This window comes from Bradyrhizobium sp. 87 (assembly GCF_023073015.1).
GTDB classification, from domain to species: Bacteria; Pseudomonadota; Alphaproteobacteria; order Rhizobiales; family Xanthobacteraceae; genus Bradyrhizobium; species Bradyrhizobium canariense_D.
The window spans coordinates 24,370-46,184 of sequence record NZ_JADPIQ010000024.1 but is presented as its reverse complement, the minus strand read 5'-3'; the positions used below and the strand labels follow the sequence as shown (position 1 = coordinate 46,184).

Here is a 21,815-nt window from a genome sequence, read left to right as displayed (position 1 = left end):
GATGGCGACGGCTTTCGCGCCGAAATCGTCAATCGCGGCGCGAAACCCGTCATTCCAAACAAATCCAACCGGGTAACCCTCCACAGCTTCAGCAAGCGCGCCTCTATAAAGGGCGCAATGTTATCGAGCGCTGTTTCTGCCGGCTCAAGGATTTCAGGCGTGTTGCTACTCGCTACGACAAAACTTGCCAGAAACTTCTTGGCCGCCGTCCACCTCGCCGCTCTCGTCGCTTATTGGATCAATTGAGTCTGAACCCTAAATCGGCTTCGAATTGTAAGGGCAGGGCTGTTGTCTAGGGTCCTGGACGCTCGGTCAGAGCTCAGCGCTGGCGCGCATAACAGGCCGTCGTCCAGGCGCTTCGATCGGGTACGGCACATTTTTTGAGCCAGACCCGACAGCAGAGTCAACGTGATCTTCAATCGCGATCTGGTGATCGAACCCTAGCAGTGACGGAGAGCAAAATGAACATCGGCGCCGAAGAGAGCTGAGCCGGTGACAATGAGGGTAAAACGCTTCGGCTGCCGTTTACTGTCGTCTAGAAAAAGTGCCGAACTGCCAAAGTGCGAGGGCCCTCATACCTTGATCTGAAACTCGCTCGTTGCTCCGATGCCGGCCCGATTTACGGCGGTTCATCGGTCGCTTTGACGAGCGCGAAGGCAGACTCGAAACGGAGACGCATAGCCTCCGACGTGAGGAAAATTCACAAAGAGCCGCAATCTGAACTCCTGGAACATCTACTGGGCGGGACGGCCGCGACCCACCACGACGATCGGCCACGCTTGAGCCGGCCGCCTTTGCGGAGGAGGCGCTCGGGCGACGGGGTTGTGGTCGATGCATGCCTTCGCGTGGCTGAATAGCTCGACGCTTAGCAAGCCGGCGCTGATGCAGCATCCCGGGACTTGCATTCAAACGCGGCGCAAGGTTTGCTATACGGCGCGGGGGGCCTCATGCCTAACCCGCTGTGCGCGTGTGCAATCCTGGACGCCTCACGACCGGCTCTTCAGGCGCGTCAAAGATTGACGTCGTGAGCAGGACAGCGGCAGCGAGGATCCAGTAATACGACGCGTCGAGCCAACCGAATTTGAGGGCAAAGGGTAGGATCACAAACACCACCCCAAGGGCGCGGTCGAGCCGAAGGTGCAGCCAGTAGGGGATGATACGGACGAGACCGGTGGGATGGTCGGTTGCAGCGGCCAAGAGCAGCGCGGCAACACCTACGACAACGGAAAGCCACATCGCGAGTGGTTCGGTCTGGCCCAGGTTCAGCACGAATGGCGCTGCGATCAGGACGATCGCGGCGGGATAGTCGATCAGGTAAGCGTGGACAGATTTGGTTATGAAGCGGAACGACATCAGTGACTCCTACGTGCTTTGCTGCTCGTGCCGCCGTATGCCAGCAAGCACTCTGCACAATTGTCAAGGGTCAGCCCGTTAGACACACAGGAACCCTATGATGGTACGCCAAGCATTAGTAGTGCCTGGTCGTTATGGTTTCCATTCCACTCGCTCGGGGCACGCCGTCGTTTCGCCTCATGGGCGCGATCCTGCTCGAACAAAACGAAGAATGGGCGGTTCACTGTGCCCGTTATGACAATGGAAGCAGTCGCGCCGTTGCGCGATGATTCGAGCGTCAGCCTCACGGCTCTCGCCAGCTGACCTGCCCGGCTCTCGACGGAAACGCGGTGATCCGCCGCCAGCTAAACACACCACGGGACGCAATGGGCACATTGCGGTGCGCGGCATCGTAGCGGATCGTATTTCCACTTCGAAGGGCTCGCGTGCTCAATCGGGATGCCGGGACCGAACCAATCGATTTGCAGCATGGGTTTCGATCAACATTAAAGAAGTGTGTGGGCCCCCAACGGGGGTTATTTGCTTCCAATCTGCTGCGCATCGCCGAATAACCTCTCAAATAGCGGCCACAGTGCCGGATGTTGAGCAGCGAATCATTGACCTCGAACGCAAGCATCTACGGCACCACAGCGACACTCTTGCTATCTTGAGCGCCTGCTGGTGTAGCCCGCGTGACAGGCTGTCATCCCGCCGATCGCGGCAGTTCTGAGCTCCGGAAGTAGCTTGCCCCCCAGCACAGAACATCGAGCATCGTCGGTCATTACCCGCTAAGACGAACCGATCCCCGCCTGCGGGTCCGCATGTTGAGGTTCGCTCTCCGGGCGGCGCTCACCTCGGGCGCGTTGAGAGCTGAGGTCGTCAGCAAGACTGCTGCGGCGAAAAGCCAGGAATAGCCGGCGTCTGGCCCAGTGACATGAAAAGCGGAGGGGGCAGTGATGGAGATCACACCCAATGCGCGGTCCACCCATTGTAGCGAGGCACGGATGAATCCGACGAGCGCCGTCGAGTGGTCCGTGAATGCCGACAGCAGCAGTGAGACGCGGGTCACCACCGAAAGCCACAGCGCGACGGGACTGCTTTTGCCTAGCTTGAGCAGGAATGGCGCAACAATTAAAACGACGGCGACAGGACGGTCGATTAGGTACGTGCGGATAGATTTTGTGACGAAGCGGAATGACATGGCGGAACTCCTGCATGCTTGGGCTGCTAGATCGAGTTGTCGGGACATCGAAAATAGGGGCTTGTGATCTGGGCGACCCGTGCTGCCACCAAATATCGATAAGGCGTATAAAGAACCTATTCCCGTCCACGCGAGGTTAGAAATGTCGGATCGTTATCGTTTTCATTATCTCCAGCCGCTCGGTCTAAAGCTTTCAGACGCCAAGGCCCCCCGCGCGGGCGGTTAGACCAGCGCTCGAGTAGAAATCTCTTCCACTCGAACGCTCCCGGTTTGCCACGCTAAGTCGTGCGAACCTAGCACCGGCGGGGCAAGGGCCATCCCATCGATTTTGAGCAAATCTCGTTCTGAACGCGTGTTCACAGTTGATCCAAAGTCGCACTCTTTTTGTCACCGGCCAACTCCGGGCGCCGCCATGGTCGATCTGAAAATGCCGCGTGAACTGCAACTTGCTCGAGGCAACCAGCAGGTCAGCCGCATGCCACACGGGCCACCGCGGGCGCAACGCCGCTAGCGACAGCCGTGGCGCCGGACCAGATGCTTACCGCACGGACTCTCTTGTCAGTGGGCAATCGCTTCTCGTGCACCGAAAGGCCGTCAGGCAGGACCAAGCCTTCGCCCAAACTTTGCAGTGACCGGCCGACGATGAGCCGGCGCGGAGCCAACCACGGTGGCGCCGAGGCATGGACATCGGCCCCGCAAGGAAGGTCCGCAGTTCGGCGTTCATCAGCCAGTGCAGTTGGAACGGCGACAGGGCCATGTCCGCCAATCGCCGCGAGGGGACCATGATGACGGCGCTGCTGAGGAACATAAGATAGTTGCCCACGCTGCATACGGAGAGCACGTTTGTGCTGTGCCCGACGGCCTAGGCTTTTTGAGCCGCGGGCGGTGGTCGGCCGGCATCAGGGACGCGCTGCTCACGACGTAATCCTTCAGGCTTAAGTCGAGCGCTTCGCGGGCGCGAGTTCATTGGCCAATAGCTTGAAGCCGGGCCGCCGCATCCGTTGACAAATCACTCTCTCGGCATCAATGCAACCTCAAGCTGACTCTTCCTAAGCCGCTATCGCTTGCGGCCCGCGCTGCAATGCTAACGAACGAACATTGCCAATTGCAGATGCGTATAGCATGGAAACTGGGAATGGCACGGTGCCGTTCCTCAATCCCTTCTAGGTCGAGGCGAGTTGCGCAGTCCGCTACTGCAGCACGCTGCCCTCAGAACCGCAATAACCATGGTCTATCAACTCTATGCCGCGAGATGATTTCCATCACCGCTGGGCGACTGCCATCGTGTGAGACCGCATTTGTGGCAGAGGCGGTGGAGGATCATCCGGCGCATTGATCGCCAGATACCGGAGTGAGGGAGTGCAATATTGAGGCTGCAGACCAGCGACGTCTCTCATGGTCTTGCATGCGCCTGTGGCGGCGGAATCCATTCCTTAGCGGTCAGGCGGGCGGGTCGGCGCCATCCTGTGTAACCGCCTGCAGCTTTTTGCGACGGTGGACAATGCGGCCGAGGGTAAATCGAAGCAGTATCGGTAAATCGCCAATGACGATCCGTCTATCTCCAGGCAACCAGCTTTGTTCTCAATCCCCAGAGCCGGATCGTGACTCCGTCTATTCGGCCGTCTGGGTCTGGCCCGCGACCTCAACCCGTTGGCAAAACTAGTGAGGAGCAGTGGCAAACTATGGGGAAGGCGGATGAATGGCGCAAAAAATGTAGAGTGCCGCAGCTGCGGCGTTATCGATCCAGACCCCTGCCCTCGAGAGCTCGGGCGGAAAGCGCCGGCTCGGTGCCGACTCATGGTGCTCACGGCCTGTGTGCTCGCATCGTCGATGGCGTTCATCGATGGGACAGCGCTGCCCGTCGTCCTGCCGATATTGCGCGCCGATTTCGGTGCTGACCTCGCCTCGGTCCAATGGGTTCTCAACGGGTATATGCTGGCGCTCGCCTCCCTGATATTGATCGGCGGAGCGCTCGCTGATGTTTATGGCAAGGCGCGCATGCTCGTCGTCGGTTGCGTCCTGTTCGGTCTGGCGTCCGCGGCTTGCGCGTTGGCGCCTTCGCCCGCCTGGCTCATCACTGCCCGGGTGGTGCAGGGAGCGGCCGCAGCGATTGTTACACCTGCAAGTCTCGCCCTGGTTGGGGCAACCTATCCGCGCGCGGAGCGGAACCGGGCGATCGGCGTCTGGGCAGCGGCATCTGCTCTCACCACCGCCGGGGGCCCTGTCCTGGGCGGCTGGCTGACCGAGACTTTTGGCTGGCCATCCGTGTTCTGGATCAACCCGCCGCTCGCGCTCGTAGCAGTGGGAGTTCTGCTGGTCTTTGCAGGCAGAGATGACCTCATCCAGCGCCGGTTCGACGGGATTGGCGCCGCGATCCTTGCTTTAGCGCTCGGGACGCTCACCTGGGCGCTGAGCCAGATCGGACCGAGTCAAACTCGGGCCGCTGCGAACGCACCAGCCCAATCGGTGACGGAGCTCACGATGGTCGCCGGGTTCGGCATTCTCGGGTTCGCCGCCTACGCCTTCTGGGAGCGCAGAAGCGAACATCCGATGATGCCACCCCGCCTGGTGGAGAACCGCACCTTTCTCGGGCTGAACGTTGCGACCCTGATGATCTATACGGGCATTTCGATCGTGTTCTTCCTTCTACCTTTTGACCTCGTCGACCGCCGCGCCCTTTCGTCGACCGATGCCGGGTTGGCATTCCTGCCTTTCACGCTCGGCGTGGGGCTCTTGTCGAGTGTCTTCGGCGGGTTGGCCGACAAGATTGGCACGCGGACCATGCTTATCGCAGGACCGGCAGGTGCCGCGCTCGCCTATGTCTGGTTGGCGCTCGGTCATAAAGAATCTTTGACGCTCGGCGTGATCGTACCCATGACGCTGCTTGGCCTTTCCTTCGCGGTGCTCGTGACACCGCTCACCGCATCCGTCATGTCGAGCGTTGACCAGACGGATGAAGGGCTCGCCTCCGGCATCAACAATGCCGCAAGCCGGGTTGCGCAGCTTGCCGGTGCAGCACTAGCCGCCGGTGCCGCGTCTTTCGAGTCCGGCTACGAGGTCGGTCTCGCCGTAGCCGCCGCGACCTCGATCTGCGGAGCTTTTACAGCCGCAATAATCGCCATGCCGGCCGACATGAAAGCGGGCGGCTCGGGAGGCGTCTAGACCCATGGAATTCAACTCGATTCGATATTGGCTTGCCAGATGCGCTCAAGTTCACCGAAGCAGCCATTCGGAGCGGAGTGTCTCGATCCAGGCTCAGACGCACCAGGCGCTGGAACACAAGTTGCCCGGAAGCTGGACTATCGCGATGTTCGCGACGCGCGAGCCTCTCACGCTGGCGCTGTGAACGCCATCCTCGGACCTGATTACCGGATTCGTTAGCCGCAGGCCTCGGCCGGAAGGTCTTGCTGATTTCATGAAGATCGGTCCGCTGACGGGCGGATGCACTCACGCCATCGCATCCTCAGGGGGAATGCTGAACGATAATAGAGGGGTGGTAGTCGCCTTCTTAGTTAGTCATCTGGAACGCAACGCCGTACATTATGGCGCGCGTTGTTTGCTGCGCTCGATAATCACCGCAGAGTTCGTTACCGCATGCCGCCAACGCACCTGGCAGTCGAGTTCTTGGAGTTATTGAAAGCGATTGATGCTCACGTGAAGGTCTCGCCCATATCATTATGGACAACTAAGCCACTCACCCGGCTAACCAACAAACCCGGCTCATCCGCCGACCCGTCATCATGTCCACTCTACGCAAGCGCCGATCGGCAGTAGCGATTAAAGCGATCAGCACCAAGACGACCAGAACTCAAGGAACAGAATGAAGCAGGGAGATGAGCCGACTGGAAGTGCTTGATGCGCGTAGCCGCGACACGCTGAACGGATCAACAGCTATAGCCGGTGCCCGTTCGATGGCCACCCGTGGACGCGGATGGTGTCATCGGTTACAAGGTCCAGGCCACGGTGGAAACCGCACAGCTTCAGCTTGCTCGATGTCGAGCAGCCAAAGAAGGTACTCGAAATGGACAAACTCGAGGCGGTCGCCGACCGTGGCTACTTCGACGGGAGAGATATTAGCCCGGAAGGGGCTGGCGTTGCAGTCACCTCGCCCAAGCCCATGACGTCGAACGGAACGCGGAGGCCCGTCGGCAAACAGGACTTTGCCTACCTGCCCTGATGAGGACTTCTACCGCAGCCCATCCCGCCAGCAGCTGCCTATCACTACGTAGTTCGAGCACGAGACGACGCTGCACCGGTACTGGCCGGCAGCAGCGTGCTAAGGTTGCGCAATCAAGGGACAAGATACTTCGTCAAAGGAGCGCCTCATCACGCGCTGAAAGCAAGAGCATGTGGTCGAGCTGATCCAGACGTAGCTCGATCCCAATCCCGACGCCATGCGGACATGACGCGAGGGGTGGAGCATCCCTTCGGCACTGTCAAAGATTGTATGGGTGCGACCCAATTCCTGACGAAGGGCCTTGAAGGTCGCCGCTGAGATGGGGTTGGATGTCCTCGCCTATAACTTCGCAGGGGTGATTGAACATCCTCGGCACCTGAGGCTGATTGAAGCCAGATCCGCGCCGCTCAAAGCCGGAAGTGCGTCAAAAGCGCAATCTCGCGTCACCCAGATTTGTTGATAGATGATCTCACGCGAGAGCATCGGTTGGCCCGGAAGAATTGACGACCCCGGCCGCGCGTCGACTGACCGGTTTGACACCACCAACATCCAGAAGTGCCGTACGCATCACCGAGGGACGCTAAACTCTTTCAAATACATGTTGGCCAGCGGCGGCGTGAGGAGCCGCACGCCGCCAAGCTTTGGGTCACGTCGAGCGTGGCCAGCCGGACCCTAAGAGAAGCTCGGACAATAATCGTCGGATAGCTCCAATATCATCGTCAATCCTTGGGGTGTCATCGACGGCGGTGATCTGATCGTGGATCGTCCGGAGGTCGGCGCCGACTTCCTACATGCAGGCGCAAACCCTCGGGAGCGCAGAGGACTTTGTCAATACGGCGGACAGGTGGGCAAGTTGGCCCAGGGGGCTGTCGCAAAGGCGCCGACGCGCGGTCCGGGCGCACAACCTGACCTGTAATATCCGTAGCCGTAGGCTCGATAGTATGAGTTATAGATCGGATCGCCCCAATACGAACTATAGGCGGGATAACCCCAGTTGGTATCATCGGTGGGATAGCTCGAGTACGAAGGATCAGGATGACCCCGCCGCGCCTGATAGCGCACGTCCATCGTCAGGGCCGGTCCCGCCGCTCCAATCGACGTACCATTAATCGGCGCAGCAGACGACTGGGCGGTGGCTGTCACTGCAAGAGGTACAGCAATCGCGAGGGCAATCGCGAGGCTGCGGACTTGAATCTTCATGAGTAGCTCCTGTTCGTTCTACCCCCCAGCAAGAATGACGTTGCTAGGCCGGCGAGGGAAATCACCTCTGGCCATAGAGTCGATAGACGATCATTATTGCCGCCGCGCCGCATGATGCCCGAACGAGGACTCTCAACGACTGCGTCTGCAAATACTTCCATTGCCGCGATCGGGCCCCCATTTTAACTCTGCACATTGCGGTGACGCGGTTAACAATGAAGCTGTTCTTTCATACCCAAGTCTAGCGGTAGCACGGAGCTAAGTCCCCGACCCACCACTCGATCCGAGCAGACCCGGACGTTGCGTCGCACTCGGCCCTTCGGCCATCTCCAGCGTTTTCCGCTTTTGTGCCGCTGTTGAGGGTTACGCCGAAGGCTTGGCATTTCGCTACGACGAGGCGGCCGTCGTAACGGGGTAGGTTACAGGAACTGCCGGGATGAGGATTGTGGAGCGGCCCGAGCCGCAGGCATAGGGCCCGCGCCGCGGACTGGTCGGAACCGCTGGGCGCTGCCCGTTCGATCAGCCGGAACGCGGCAAGACACACTCGGCAACGCTGCTGTCACCGTCCTTGATACCCATCGCGAGCTCGCTGACGACGTTCGTCAAACAAGCTCCTCGCTGCGCCAACCAAGACTCTAGTGGGATGACAGGGGCCGCAAGTTTATCACGACCTCCGTAGGCCTTCTCACCGAAAGCGACAAACAGGCTTCGCGCCAAACAAGAGCATCAACCCTGTCGAAACGGGCGCTCGCCCGAGACGTTGTCGCCGAGCTATCCGGTGATGTGAAGAGATTGCCGAGCCCTTGGTTACACGCGGAGCGTAGATTTGCTGTATTTGAGGAAGGACAGTGAGTGCTATCTGCTGCGAGGCGAAACGTTGTCATCGAGGACTACCGACTAGTACGTTGCTCCATGGGTCGGCTAGTCATCTTGCTCGGCCTAAGATACTGCCTATGAGGGAGGCGGACGCGACGTACTGTTTCACATCAACGGTCTTCTCCGATTCCGCTATCGTTGCTCAGCTTCATGTCGCGAGTGCCAGTTTGCCGTTTTGCTATGACTTCGCGCTGATAACAATTCCGTTCCTATGAGCGAGCCCGGCCTCTTCTCGGCATCGCGCCGATCCTGTGTTCCTTCGCACTTGCCAAGCTGTCCCTCACAGTGACAATCGCCGTTCTGGGTTTTCGTAAACTCCTCGTCGGCACGTACCAAAACGCCCGGAGGCGCTCCCACCATTTTTTCCTGGGCGCATCCGGGCAGTGGTGTTGCGCTCGCATCACATGAACGCTCCGAGCACTCGCGGAGGTGTTCGATACGATCGGATGGAGTTTAGACCGAGCCAGCCGGCGCAACGGTGGGAAAGTCCTTCTCGGGATCGAACACATTGTTGAAAAAGTTCGTCAGGGAGTACATGGCCACGAGCGCGACGATCTCAATGACATTCGCATCCGTGTAGCCGGCAGTGCGGACGGTCTTTAGATCGGCGTCGCTGATCTTGCCGCGGGTCTCGGCGACTTTGCGCGCGAACTGGATCCCGGCGTCCCGCTTCGGGTCGCTGGCGTGGCCCATCCGAGCGAGAATTATTTCATTGGCCGGCAGCTTGGCCATATGATCGGCCGTAAAACTATGAACCGTCAGGCAATAGTCGCACCCATTCACTTCGGAGACAGCGAGACCGATGCTATCACGCGTCTTCACGTCGAGCGACTTGCTCAAGGAGCCGAGCAGGGCGGCCCATGCGTTGAACGCGATCGGGCTTGCCGCGAAAGTCGCCATCATGTTCGGCGTAAACCCGATGTTCTTGGTGAACATGTCGAGGGTCGCTTTCGATTCGGGTGGCACTTGTTCCGGCTTTAGAGCTGCAATCCTGGGCATCATGTTCTCTGTATTTTGATGGCTTCACTAATAATCAGACCAGATTCAACACTTCAGCCACCGGCCGCCGCGGCTTCTGTGGCCAGTTTCCCGGACGCTCGGCCCCTACGGACAACAGCATAACCGGTACTTCATCCTTCGTAAGCGCGAACTCGCGGTGCACTGCTTCAGCATCGAAACCGATCATCGGGGTCGAACCCAGGCCTAGCGAGCGGGCCGCATAAATCATCGCCGCCGCGCCGAAGGTGCCGGTGCGTACGGCCTCGTCGCGCTGGCGCTGCGGGTATTCCATGTACAGGTCCCGTGCGGGGATCTCCCATTCCGGCACCATCTTTGCCGGCATGATACCCTCTTTTACCAGTGGTGCCAGACGGTCGGGTACCACGCTAGAGTCGGCCAACTGGCCGCAGATGATGAAAGTAACAGCCGCCTCGGTGATCGCGGGCTGGCTCCAAGCGATCGGACTGAGGCGAGCCTTGGCTTCCGGCGTGCGCACCGCGATGAAGCGCCAGTTCTGCAAGTGGAAGGATGTCGGCGCGGTGGTCCCGATTCGAACCAACTCGCGGATTTGGTCGTCGCTCAACGTGGCGGCGGGGTCGTAGTACTTCGTGGCCCGGCGGCTCAGGATGCATTCGATGACCTCATTGGTCATAGTTCTTCTGCTGGTCATAGTGATTCCGTTGGTCAAGTTGTTGTTCTGCGTGAGGGAATAGGCTGCGAAATGAGGGCTTTTGCTCCTTTTACTGGAAATGCTAACGAGCCCGCTCGGTAGTTTCCCACGTTGCTCCGGCTCTTCCGATAGGACGCGCCCGGCCACGTGCATCGAAGGCGCGTCGTTCAGGGACGAGTGCGGATGATCGTCTTCCCGTCGATGCGCTCGGTCGGATTGAAAGCGGCGACGGCGTCACCGAGGATCGAGACGGTGCCGATGTTCGTCCGCAGCCGCCCGTCCCGCACCCGCTGGACGATTTCAGTCAATTGGGCACGATCGGATTCGACGACGAAGTCGACCGCTAAGGCGTCGGCAGCGCGCGCCTCGCTCGGCCCGACGATGGACACCAGCGTTCCTCCGGCTCGGATGAGGCGGGCGGAACGCTTCCCGATGTCGCCGCCGATTACGTCGAACACCAGATCGACTCCGCCGACGTCTTCCAGGACGTCGTTGTCAAGGCTAACGAACTCGTTCGCGCCGAAGTCGAGCGCCTTCTGACGATGAGCGCCACGCCCGGTGCCTATGACGTAAGCGCCGGCCTCTCGTGCGAGCTGTGTCACGATTGATCCGACTGCGCCGGCCGCGCCGTGCACGAGAACGCTCTGCCCTGCCTGAAGGCGGCCGTGCACAAATAGCCCCTGCCAGGCCGTGAGGCCCGAAATTGGCAGACTCGCGCCCACTATGAAGTCGACGTCACCCGGGAGCGGGGCGAGGTTGCGCGCCTCCATTGCTACATACTCCGCCAGGGTGCCGTCGCGATACCAGTCGGCGAGGCCGAACACCCGCTGCCCAACCGACAACCCCGTTGTGCCATAGCCGAGGGCGGCGACCACTCCGGCCAACTCGTGTCCGGGAATCGACGGTGTTCGGTCACGATCGAGGCGGTCGGTCCATGTAGAGGGCCACTCCAGCTCAGTCGAGACGAATCCCGACGCATGAACTTGAACGACGACGTCGTTGATCGCCGCTTGCGGCTGGGGCCGATCCACGAGCCTCATACCCGCAGTTCCCGCCGCCTGGTCCGTTACGACAATTGCCTTCATCATCGGCCTCCCTGTGTGTGGTGTGTCGTTTCAAGTTCCCTTGCAGACGAGCAAAAATACGGTCGTGAAAATTGATGGTCTAATGACGGGTGGCTATGTAATCGATGCCAGGGACGCGAAAGCACAGAGCGCGTCGGCCGAGCGAATACCCCGCCGGGCATCGCGCGTCGCGAATTGAAGACCCTGCGGCTATGATAGACTGCGATGCCCCGGTGCTGTGATCGACGGCACGACAGACGGTCAATCCGGAGTAATATTCGGAATGGGGAGCAGAGCCAGGTCATCCTCGTAGCTGGCCTGAGGGCTTTCTTGGTGGCCGGAGGTTGTAACGTCCAGACGTGTGGTGATATCCGCACCAGTACCGAGAATTTGGCCTACGGGACACAGGTTTGCGGCTTCCATCAAGAATGTGCGCTGCTGGGCGTCGAGGTCTCCTTCAAGCACCACGGTGCGCTCGAACGAATCCTTTTCGCCTCGGGAGCCGTGATGGAAGCTGACGCCCACTTTCACGCGCTCCAGCGGTAGTTTCTGGCGCTGAGCCTGGAAACGAACGCTCATAGCACTGCATGCGGCAAGAGACGCGCTGAGAAGGTCGTAAGGATTGGGTCCAGAAGAATTGTGGCCGATGCCATCTGGGCCGCCGACAGCAAACCGAGATTCGCCGACATGGCAAATCAGCGCGCCATGATTGGTGGGGTCGGTTGCGACAACAACTTCGCGAATCTTGGTCACGATTAGGTCCCGATCCTTCGAATGATTGATCCATCGACTTCGACGAGCTTGTCCGCCAGTGACAGCAGGAAATAGATGTTAGCAGTGGCGGGAGATCCCAGCCTTGCGTCCACGCAAGCGAGCACGTTCAGCAGGTAAGTCCAAAGGCCCTTCAGGTAAAGTTATCATTTCCATAATCGCCAGGAATGCTCCGTAGAGCGTATCGTCGTCCGGGTGAACAACTCCATCAATGCGTGTGGCGGGCCTACGGTCCGTCCCGTCACGAAGAATGCATTAAGATCCAGTCAGCCGAAGTCCCAGAGCGTGGACGAGCACACCGCTTTCCACACTCGGTCCTCAACCGGTGCGTGACCTTCTTCAGTGATCGTTGCGCCAGTTAAGTCCCAGGAGGACGCAACGAAGCCCGTCGTACGAGCTTTGCTCGGAGCCCTTGACGCGACTTCGCGGCGGCATCGATAGCCGGTGACTGCACGCGGCCTAGAAGCCTCTGCAGAGTAACGCGGCGCCCTCGAGTGCGGTGCGGCTTCTGAGGTCCCTCCCTAGGCGTCGTGCTCGCGGGTCGAACGGCGATAACGACCGTTTATCGACTCCATAGCAAGAGGTGATTTCAGTCACAGACACTGCAAGGTCACTCTCCAAAGTATCGTCGAGGGATATTTGCGGTTTCGCGGTCGGCACGCGGACCAACATGGGACTCTTTGAGAGTGGATGGACATGCTAAACAACGATGTATTCGAAATCCTCGCTCCATGGGCGCGCTGACACTGCGACCTCCGTCCTTAGGGGCGGCGGAACCTCCCGCGTGTAGTTCGTTTCGTCGCCTTCGGTGCAGCGGCGCGCCGATCGTTCTGCTGCTTGCGTTGGCGCTCGTTGGCTGCCAAGACAAGGCGCAATCGCAGGCGGCCGCGCCTCCGCCACCGTCGGTGACAGTTGCGCAACCGGTGAAACGAACAGTCACCGACTGGGATGAGTTCACCGGCCGGTTCGAGGCGATCGAGGAGGTTCAGGTCCGCGCTCGCGTCGGCGGCTTCATCGACAGGGTCGCGTTCACGGATGGTGCGATCGTTCATGCAGGCGATCTGCTTTACATCATCGATCCACGCCCGTTTGAGGCGGTCGCGTTGCAAGCCCAGGGTCAACTCGACGACGCGCGGGCCAAGGAAGAGCTTGCGAAGCGTGAACTCGACCGTGGCCTGACCCTGGTTCAAACTAGCGCGGTCTCGCAGCAGGTCGTCGACCAGCGTCGTCAGGCGTTGCAGGCGGCTCATGCGGCTGAGACGCAGGCCGAGGGTACATTGAAGGCCGCCCAGCTCAACGTCGAATTCACCCATGTGCTGGCGCCGATCACCGGCCGCGTCAGCCGTCATCTAGTGACCCCGGGCAATCTGGTGCAGGGGAGCGAAAGCGGCGCGACCCTGCTGACCTCGATCGTGTCGCTCGATCCGATCTACATCTATTTCGATGTCGACGAGCCGACCTATCAACGCAACAGCAAGCTCTGGTTTCAAGGCAGGCGGCCGAGTTCGCGCGACACCGCGAACCCGGTGCAGGTGTCGTTGACCGGCGAAACGAAACCCTCACATGAGGGCAAGATGGACTTCCTGGACAACCGGCTCGACGTCTCCACCGCAACGCTGCGCAGCCGCGCCATCATCCCCAACAAAGATCTCTCGATCCTACCCGGCCAGTTCGGCCGCGTTCGCCTGATCGGCAGCGCGCCCTATGAGGCGCTGCTGATTCCGGACGTCGCGGTCGCAACCGACCAGTCGCGGAAGATCGTGTTCGTGGTCAAGGACGACAATAGGGTGGAGGCAAGGCCGGTGGTGCTCGGGCCTCTAGATGACGGCCTGCGGGTGATTCGCGAGGGCCTGAACCCGGAGGACCACGTCATCATCAACGGCATTCAGCGCGCCCGCGTCGCGGCCAAGGTGACGCCAATCATGTCGCAACCGCTGGGGGTCGACAAGACTCCGCCAGGTGCCACGCCATGAATCTCGGAAGACTTTCCATCAATCAGCCTGTCCTCGCGATGGTGCTGTCGATCGTGCTTCTGATCGTCGGCACGATCGCCTATCAGACGCTGCCGGTGTCGGAATATCCGCAAGCAGTGCCACCGACCGTCACTGTGACCACGCAATATCCTGGCGCCTCGGCGCAGACCGTTTCCGGCACCGTTGCTGCTCCAATCGAGCAGGAGATCAACGGGGTCGAGGACATGCTCTATCTCTACAGCCAGGCGACCTCCAATGGTCAGCTCACGATTACCGTCACTTTCAAGCTCGGCACCGATCTCGACAAGGCCCAGGTGCTGGTGCAGAACCGGGTCGCAATCGCGCAGCCCCGTTTGCCCGAGGAAGTCCAGCGCAACGGCGTCGTCACCCGCAAGAACTCGCCCGACATCCTGATGGTCGTGTTCATGCTGTCCCCCGACGAGAGTTTCGACCAACTCTACATCTCGAATTACACGCTGCTGCAGGTCCGCGACCAGCTGTTGCGGCTCGACGGCGTCGGTGACATTCAGATGTTCGGTGCACGCGACTACTCGATGCGGCTGTGGCTCGACTCGGAGAGGATCGCCAATCTCGGCCTGACCTCGACCGAAGTAATGGCGGCGATTCGGGCGCAGAACCTGCAGATCGCTGGCGGCCAGATCGCGGAGCCGCCGATCGCCGATCGCGCGTTCCAGCCGAATCTCGTCTTCACCGGCCGCCTCAAGGACATCAGGCAGTTCGACGAGATCGTGGTGAAGGCCGGGTCGGACGGCCGCACGGTGCGGCTGCGCGACGTTGCCCGCGTCGAACTCGGTGCGCTCTCCTATGCCACCAGCAGCCGCATCCTGCGCAAGCCGGCGGTTGCAATGGTAGTGACCCAACGGCCCGGATCGAACGCGCTTGCCACAGCGAAGGCAATCTCTACGACTATGGTAAAGCTGAAGGACAGATTCCCGAAGGGGCTCGACTACAATATCGGCTACAACCCCACCGAATTCATCGCCCAGTCGGTCCACGAGCTGATCAAGACGGTCTACGAGGCGATGGCGCTCGTCGTCATCGTGGTGCTGGTGTTCCTGCAGGGCTGGCGACCTGCGATCATCCCGATCATCGCGATCCCGGTGTCGCTGGTAGGTACCTTCGCGGTAATGGCCGCGCTCGGATTCTCAATCAACAATCTGACGCTGTTCGGGCTTGTACTCGCCGTTGGCATCGTGGTCGATGACGCGATCGTGGTGGTCGAGAATGTCGAGCGACATCTCCGGAATGGTATGAGCCGGCGCGAGGCCGCACTTAAGACCATGGGGGAGGTCGGCGGCGCACTGGTTTCGATCGCACTGGTGCTCTGCGCGGTGTTCGTGCCGACAGCTTTCCTCGGTGGCATCTCCGGGCAGTTCTTCCAGCAGTTCGCTGTCACCATCGCGGTCGCAACCGCGATCTCCTGCTTCTGCTCCCTGACGCTCTCACCCGCGCTAGCCTCGCAGATCCTGCTCCCGCATGAGGAGAAGCGGCCGGCTGCGCGTTGGAACCTAATCGCGCGCGGCTGGTCGGCCTTCACTGGTGTCTTCAACCGTGTGTTCGATTGGCTGTCAAATGGCTATGCGGCTGTGGCATTCCTGGGGATCCGGCATTCCGCGCCGATGCTGTTGCTCTATGTCGGGTTGATCGGCAGCGCCGGCTGGCTGCTCGCGACCACCTCTCAGGGCTTTATCCCTGCGCAGGATCGCGGTTACCTCATCATCTCGGTGCAGCTGCCGGGCGCCGCGTCGCTTGCGCGAACCGCTGCGATCGTGCGCGAGATCGAGCGGATTGCACTGGATACGCCGGGTGTCGTCCGGGTCGCGGCGTTCAGCGGCTTTTCCGGCGCAACTCGCACGCAGGCCGGCAACGCCGCGGCGTTGTTCCCGGTGTTCGACGAGCCGGAGGCACGGCAGAAGAAGGGGTTGACGGCGATTGCAATCACGGCCGATCTGCGCAAGCGGCTGTCGACGCTCCAGGGCGCTTTCATCATCGTCATTCCACCGCCCGCGGTGCCGGGCATTGGCACCGGCGGCGGCTTCGCTATCCGCATCCAGGATCGACAAGGGCGCGGTCCCGAACTGCTCGCGGCTGCGACCAACGAACTCGTCAGAGCCGCGCAGAAGTCCCCAAAGCTGACCTCCGTGTTCTCGCCTTATTCGGCGAACACACCGCAGCTGTTCGTCGATGTCGATCGCGTAAAGGCGCAGAAGCTCGGCGTGCCCATCGCCAGCATCACCGACACGATTGAAACGTACTTTGGCTCGACCTATGTCAACGACTTTAACCTGTTCGGGCGGACCTACCACGTCACGGCGCAGGCCGACCTGCCGTTCCGGAAGGAGACCAGCGATCTTGCGCGGCTGCGCACCCGCAACGCTGTCGGCGACATGGTGATGCTCGGTAGTATCGTGGACTTCAAGGACATTTCCGGGCCCGACCGTGTCGCGCGGTACAATCTATACTCAGCGTCCGAGGTACAAGGTGAGCCCGCGCCAGGTGTGAGCTCGACGACCGCGCTCGACACCATCCAGAAGGTCGCCGACGAAACCTTGCCGAGCGGTTTTTCCCTCGAATGGACCGATCTATCCTATCAACAGGTGACGGGCGGCAATGCCGGTCTCTATGTGTTCCCGATCTGCGTGCTGTTCGTCTATCTCGTGCTCGCCGCACAATATGGCAGCTGGACGTTGCCGTTTGCGGTGATCCTGATCGTGCCGATGTGCCTGTTTGCCGCGACGATCGGTGTGCGTATCCTGGGCCAGGACGTCAACATCCTGACACAGATCGGCTTTGTGGTGCTGGTGGGCCTGGCCGCCAAGAACGCGATCCTGATCGTCGAGTTCGCGCGTGATATCGAGCTCGAGGGCAGGTCGCGGCTGGAGGCAGTGATCGAGGCCTGCCGGCTCCGCCTGCGGCCGATCCTGATGACCTCGTTCGCCTTCATCCTAGGCGTGCTGCCGCTCGTGGTGTCATCCGGTTCCGGCTCGGAGATGCGCCAGGCGGTCGGGGTTGCGGTCTTTTTCGGCATGCTAGGTGTTACGCTGTTCGGCCTGATCTTCACACCCATCTTCTATGTGGTGGTCCGCAACCTCGCGGAAGGAAAGAACGAAGGCAAGCCGACTCAGATGACCGCGGCTGGGGCAGGGTGACAGGCAGTGGCGCCAATCCGCGACGAAGCTGCAACTTTTCAGCGCATGCGAGGAGCGGATGCGTTCACTTCTGCCGACTAACCCGCTTCTATTGCACCAGGCGAGTGGAATGAAAACGATAACGACCCGACATTTCTAATGGTTGGCGTGCTGGCTTACCGTTCCTCAGCTGAGCTGTCCCGTGACTGTTTTAGCCAGCGCTCACCAGCTTAGGACCGCCGAGTCGTCCGCTTGGGTCGATGCACTCTCCGCGTCGCAAGGACCCACTCTAGCAACGAAACACGTTGGAGACACCGATGTCATTCCGCTTCATCACCAAGTCTATCCACGCCTACCTCATCGATTATCCCGTCGCGATCGTCTTAATTGCAATGCCGTTCGTGCTGAACCTCGGCCAGAGCGGACCGCTCGCAATGTGGCTTTCGGCTGTCGTCGGTGTGGCCGCGCTGCTCTTGGCCGGCCTGACCGACCATCCCACCGGGTTCGTCCCCATCATTCCCTATTGGCTGCACCTTTGGGTGGATCGCGCAGTCGGGGTGGTGTTTGTCATCGCTCCCTTTGCCTGCAAATTCGATGGGATCGACGCCTGGTATTATTGGATCCTCGCTGCCGCTGTCCTGTTCACGACGTCGGTCTTGAACGCACCTGAGGATCCGGTCACGGTCCGTTCGAGATTGGGCAGGCGTACAGCGGCGTGAAGGCGGCCGCTCCGTGGTTGAGAGTCGAAATGTTGCCGGTGTTGGTCTGCGGCAGTCCGTCACGAACCCGCGTGGAGCGTGGTATTCACAGCCGCCCTAGCGATTCTCCCGAGAGCGATACGCTTGGAACCTGGGCTGGGATCATTCTTCATAACGTCGATGGTGGGGGGCTTGCACTTTGCAAGCCTTTCGGGCGGTTCGGCCGCATCGCGCGCTTGATAGCAGGAGACTCAAGATGGCGTTTGCTCAGCCGCCGGACCGAAGCGCCGCGTTCGGGTCACGCCTTGACTATTTGGCGCTGACTCCCGCAGCGGCTGCCGTTTGCTACCCTTTTCTACTCCGGGCCTTTCATGCCGTCGTCGTCACGCAGGCCGCAACGCCCTCGCCATTCGCAATTGCCGGCGCGACCTTGATTCTGGCCATGGCGTTCGTCGTGCCGTTCCTCGCGTTCGCGCTCGCTTGCCGGCCCGACGCCGATCCCGTGACGCGGCGGCTCGCCTATGCCGGCGTGGCGACCCCAACGCTCTTCGTCTTTCTTGGCGTCGTTCAGGTCCTGATTCATAGCCCATTCCCTGACGAACTCGTGTGGTGCGCGCTTTGGCTTACGATCGCGATTTGGCCGCAGACCGCCGGCAATCGCGCCGCGGCAACGGGGCCAACCGTGGGGCGCTGGCGCATTGTCCACGGAATAACGGCGGGGGTCTTGTGCCTATACGTGGCTTTCCATCTAGCCAATCATCTGTTTGGCTTGATCGGCCCCGACGCACATGCGGCCGTCATGAAGATCGGCCGCGTTGTCTACCGCTCTGGGGTGGGTGAACCGCTGTTGGTCGTGGCGATGCTTTTCCAGATTGGCACCGGGCTGTTTCTGGCATGGCATTGGAGTGCCGCCCCGCAGGGCTTCCATCGGACATTTCAGGTCGCCTCGGGGGCCTACCTCTCGGTGTATATCCTTGGGCACATGAACTCGGTTTTCATCTACGCAAGAAGGTTTCTCGGCATACCCACAGATTGGAATTTCGCGATCGGCGCCCCGAGCGGGCTGATTCACGACGCATGGAACATCCGCCTTTTGCCTCACTACGCGCTGGGCGTGTTTTTTGTCCTAAGTCACCTTGCGTCGGGATTACGGATGGTACTGATCGCGCATGGCGTCGATCAGTTCGCTGCAAATCATCTTTGGGGCGCGGGCATCGCAATAAGCGCCTTGATCTCGGCAGCGATCCTCGCGGGTATGTGCGGCATTCGAATCAGCTAGGCGACAGGGGCAGGCTAAGGAGCCGAAATATTACCCTGAATGGACCGTTCCGTACTTCCGTTGCTGGCCTACTAGGAAGCCGACGCGACGGCTTGAACGGGATCGAATTTGCAGCCCGACGCGCTCCTTCTGAGAGGTGATTTTCTCCGAGCGGAGAAGGCGGCCACTCTCATGGTCGTTACGCGCAAGAGCCTTAACCGTCACCCGTCCACGCTGCGACGCGCGCGGGATGATGGGGCAAGGACTAAGACGACGATTTCAGCAAATTTGTATCAACCGGCAGGCTGCGCAGACGCTTGCCGGTCGCGGCGAAGATCGCATTGGTCACCGCAGCACTGACAATGGCTGTCGGAGCTTCACCGACACCACCTGGAGCTTCCGCGTTTTTAACCAAGTGCGTGTCCACGATCGGCACCTCGTCGATACGCATTGGCAAATAGCTGTCGAAGTTGCTTTGCTCGACCCGACCATCCTTGAACGTGATTGACCCATGGAGAGCGGCGGTCAGACCGAAAAGCGTTCCACCTTGAATCTGTGCTTCGATCGTGTCTGGATTGACGTACATGCCGCAGTCAATCGCGCAGACGATCCGCTTGACTTTGACGGAGCCATTCGCGGCCACTTCGACTTCGGCGACCTGCGACGTATAACTTCCGTATGCGAATTGCACCGAAATCCCGCGGCCATGCCGCGCGGGGAGGGGTGCCCCCCATCCCGCTTTTTCCGCAGCAAGCGACAGAACAGCAAGTGCTCGCGGATTGTGGCCAAGCAATCCCTTGCGATAAGCGACCGGATCCTGCTTCGCGGCATGCGCAAGTTCATCTATGAAGCTTTCGACCACAAAGACGTTGTGAGTTGGTCCGACTCCGCGCCACCAAGACGTCCGGACACCTGTTGGCTCGACCCGGACAAAGTCGACGTGGACATTTGGCAGCGCATAGGGCGGCTCGGCGGCGGCTTCTATCGCATCGGGATCCAATCCGTCCTTGAAGTACGGAGGATAGTAGCGAGCCATGACTGAGGATCCGGCGATCCGATGCATCCAGGCAACCGGCTTGCCGGCGGCATCAAGTCCAGCCGACAACCGATCGAGATAATACGGCCGATACATATCGTGCTGGATGTCTTCCTCGCGGCTCCAGAGCACCTTAACCGGCCCGTCGACGTGCTTGGCGATCTTGACGGCGAGGATCGTCCCATCGGCCTCCAGCCTTCGGCCGAACCCACCGCCAATCAGATGATTGTGAATTTTGATCGCATCCATCGGCAGGCGGGTGAGCTCGGCCACCTGAGCCTGGGTGATCGTAGGCGCCTGTGTACCGACCCAAATATCGCAACGATCCTTCTGCAGATGAACAGTACAGTTCATCGGCTCCATCGCCGCATGCGCCAGGAAAGGTACCTGATAGATGGCGTCAACCCGTTGCGCTGCCTCCGCAATTGCCTTCCCTACATCACCCACCTTACGAGCAACCGCGCCCGGATTTTTGGATTCCTCCTCCAATTGCTTGACGATATCGGCGCTGCTGACCTTGCCGTTCGGCCCGTCGTCCCAGGCGATGGCGGCGGCCTCGAGCCCCTTCTTCGCCGCACCCATGTGATCCGCCAGCACGGCAACGGCTTCATCTATATTGACCACCTGCCGGACGCCCTTTACCGCCAGCGCGGCCTTCTCATCCAATGCTTTCGCCTTGCCGCCGAGCACAGGCGCAATAGCAACCGCCGCAACCCACATACCCGGCAGTCGCGCATCGATACCGTAGAGCGCGCGCCCATCGACTTTTATTGCTGAATCCAGACGCTTGGCACGCGTGCCGATCAAGGTGAACTCATTCGGATCCTTCAATTTCACTTTTGCTGCAGGCGGCACAGTCAATTTCGCCGCGGCGTTCGCAAGTTCGCCGTAGCTCAATTCCTTCGAGCCTGGTGCATCGAACACCACGCCCTCCTTAGCGCGGCAAGTTGCCGGATCGACATTCCAGCGCTTTGCCGCTGCCGCGATCAGCAGACCACGGCCCACTGCCCCTGCCTGGCGAAGCGGTGTCCAGAAGGCACGGACAGACGCGGAGCCACCGGTATTTTGGATGCCTATGATCGAGTTGACGTAAAGAGCATCATTCGGCGGTGCATGCTGAACCTGAATCTGGTCAAGCTTCACTTCCAGTTCCTCAGCGAGAAGCATCGAGAGCGACGTGTAAACCCCCTGTCCCATTTCGATCATCGGAATAATCAGGGTGACGACGCCGGTTGGACTAATCCGTATAAATCCGTTCGGCGCGAAAGTGCCCATAACCTCATTTTCCGTTACCTGCGAAGCACGCGCTGCGAACACGGGCTCTGTGCGTGCACCGGTCATAGCAAAACCGAGCAGCAAACCTGCCCCCTGAAAAAAGGTGCGCCGGGACATGGCGCTTTCACCCTCGGTG

14 protein-coding genes and 2 pseudogenes are annotated in these 21,815 nt (G+C 60.3%); 8 read left to right on the top strand and 8 right to left on the bottom strand.

The window, feature by feature from the left end; all coding sequences use genetic code 11:
• Positions 1–246: pseudogene (locus tag IVB50_RS08140) on the top strand (transposase); the annotation flags it as partial.
• 705 nt (positions 247–951) lie between these two features.
• Here IVB50_RS08140 and IVB50_RS08135 read toward each other — a convergent pair.
• Positions 952–1,353 carry a hypothetical protein gene (locus IVB50_RS08135; protein ID WP_247295317.1) on the bottom strand — a complete coding sequence of 134 codons (402 nt, stop codon included), beginning with the start codon at positions 1,351–1,353 and terminating at the stop codon, positions 952–954.
• A 173-nt stretch (positions 1,354–1,526) separates the two neighbouring features.
• Between IVB50_RS08135 and IVB50_RS08130 the strand changes: the two are divergent.
• Positions 1,527–1,656 (top strand): annotated as a pseudogene (locus tag IVB50_RS08130) (IS256 family transposase); the annotation flags it as partial.
• A 457-nt stretch (positions 1,657–2,113) separates the two neighbouring features.
• On the opposite strand, the gene IVB50_RS08125 reads toward IVB50_RS08130, so the two are convergent.
• Complete coding sequence (locus IVB50_RS08125) at positions 2,114–2,533, bottom strand: hypothetical protein (RefSeq protein WP_247295315.1); 420 nt, start codon at positions 2,531–2,533, stop codon at positions 2,114–2,116.
• 1,797 nt (positions 2,534–4,330) lie between these two features.
• Between IVB50_RS08125 and IVB50_RS08120 the strand changes: the two genes are divergently transcribed.
• Both IVB50_RS08120 and IVB50_RS08115 read left to right on the top strand, forming a co-directional pair.
• A complete protein-coding gene (locus tag IVB50_RS08120; RefSeq protein WP_247295313.1) occupies positions 4,331–5,695 on the top strand; it encodes an MFS transporter in 1,365 nt (454 codons plus the stop codon).
• 859 nt (positions 5,696–6,554) lie between these two features.
• Positions 6,555–6,710, top strand: a complete 156-nt coding sequence (locus tag IVB50_RS08115; RefSeq protein ID WP_247295310.1) for a hypothetical protein — start codon at positions 6,555–6,557, stop codon at positions 6,708–6,710.
• A gap of 828 nt (positions 6,711–7,538) precedes the next feature.
• On the opposite strand, the gene IVB50_RS08110 is transcribed toward IVB50_RS08115, so the two are convergent.
• The 5 genes from IVB50_RS08110 to IVB50_RS42145 form a co-directional block, all read right to left on the bottom strand.
• Positions 7,539–7,910, bottom strand: coding sequence for a hypothetical protein (locus IVB50_RS08110; protein ID WP_247295307.1), 372 nt, complete (start codon positions 7,908–7,910; stop codon positions 7,539–7,541).
• A 1,329-nt stretch (positions 7,911–9,239) separates the two neighbouring features.
• A complete protein-coding gene (locus tag IVB50_RS08105) occupies positions 9,240–9,785 on the bottom strand; it encodes a carboxymuconolactone decarboxylase family protein (protein WP_247295304.1) in 546 nt (181 codons plus the stop codon).
• Between the two features lie 34 nt (positions 9,786–9,819).
• Positions 9,820–10,437: a nitroreductase family protein gene (locus IVB50_RS08100; RefSeq protein WP_094183747.1), complete on the bottom strand. Its 618-nt coding sequence runs from the start codon at positions 10,435–10,437 to the stop codon at positions 9,820–9,822.
• A gap of 185 nt (positions 10,438–10,622) precedes the next feature.
• A complete protein-coding gene (locus tag IVB50_RS08095) occupies positions 10,623–11,540 on the bottom strand; it encodes an NADP-dependent oxidoreductase (protein ID WP_247295302.1) in 918 nt (305 codons plus the stop codon).
• A 240-nt stretch (positions 11,541–11,780) separates the two neighbouring features.
• Positions 11,781–12,272, bottom strand: coding sequence for an OsmC family protein (locus IVB50_RS42145; RefSeq protein ID WP_247295300.1), 492 nt, complete (start codon positions 12,270–12,272; stop codon positions 11,781–11,783).
• Between the two features lie 749 nt (positions 12,273–13,021).
• Between IVB50_RS42145 and IVB50_RS08085 the strand changes: the two genes are divergently transcribed.
• The 4 genes from IVB50_RS08085 (at position 13,022) to IVB50_RS08070 (ending at position 19,389) form a co-directional block, all read left to right on the top strand.
• Positions 13,022–14,263, top strand: a complete 1,242-nt coding sequence (locus IVB50_RS08085) for an efflux RND transporter periplasmic adaptor subunit (RefSeq protein ID WP_247295297.1) — start codon at positions 13,022–13,024, stop codon at positions 14,261–14,263.
• Entirely contained in the window at positions 14,260–17,433 is a 3,174-nt protein-coding gene (locus IVB50_RS08080; RefSeq protein WP_247295295.1) for a multidrug efflux RND transporter permease subunit, read from the top strand. The genes IVB50_RS08085 and IVB50_RS08080 overlap by 4 nt, the downstream gene beginning before the upstream one ends.
• Positions 17,434–17,729: 296 nt before the next feature.
• A complete protein-coding gene (locus tag IVB50_RS08075; RefSeq protein WP_247295293.1) occupies positions 17,730–18,131 on the top strand; it encodes a hypothetical protein in 402 nt (133 codons plus the stop codon).
• 235 nt (positions 18,132–18,366) lie between these two features.
• Positions 18,367–19,389, top strand: coding sequence for a hypothetical protein (locus tag IVB50_RS08070; RefSeq protein ID WP_247295291.1), 1,023 nt, complete (start codon positions 18,367–18,369; stop codon positions 19,387–19,389).
• A gap of 244 nt (positions 19,390–19,633) precedes the next feature.
• Here the strand turns inward: IVB50_RS08070 and IVB50_RS08065 are convergent, their stop codons facing one another.
• The gene (locus IVB50_RS08065; RefSeq protein WP_247295289.1) at positions 19,634–21,796 is read right to left on the bottom strand and encodes a xanthine dehydrogenase family protein molybdopterin-binding subunit; all 2,163 of its coding nucleotides are present in this window, start codon (positions 21,794–21,796) and stop codon (positions 19,634–19,636) included.
• Positions 21,797–21,815 lie beyond the last annotated feature (19 nt).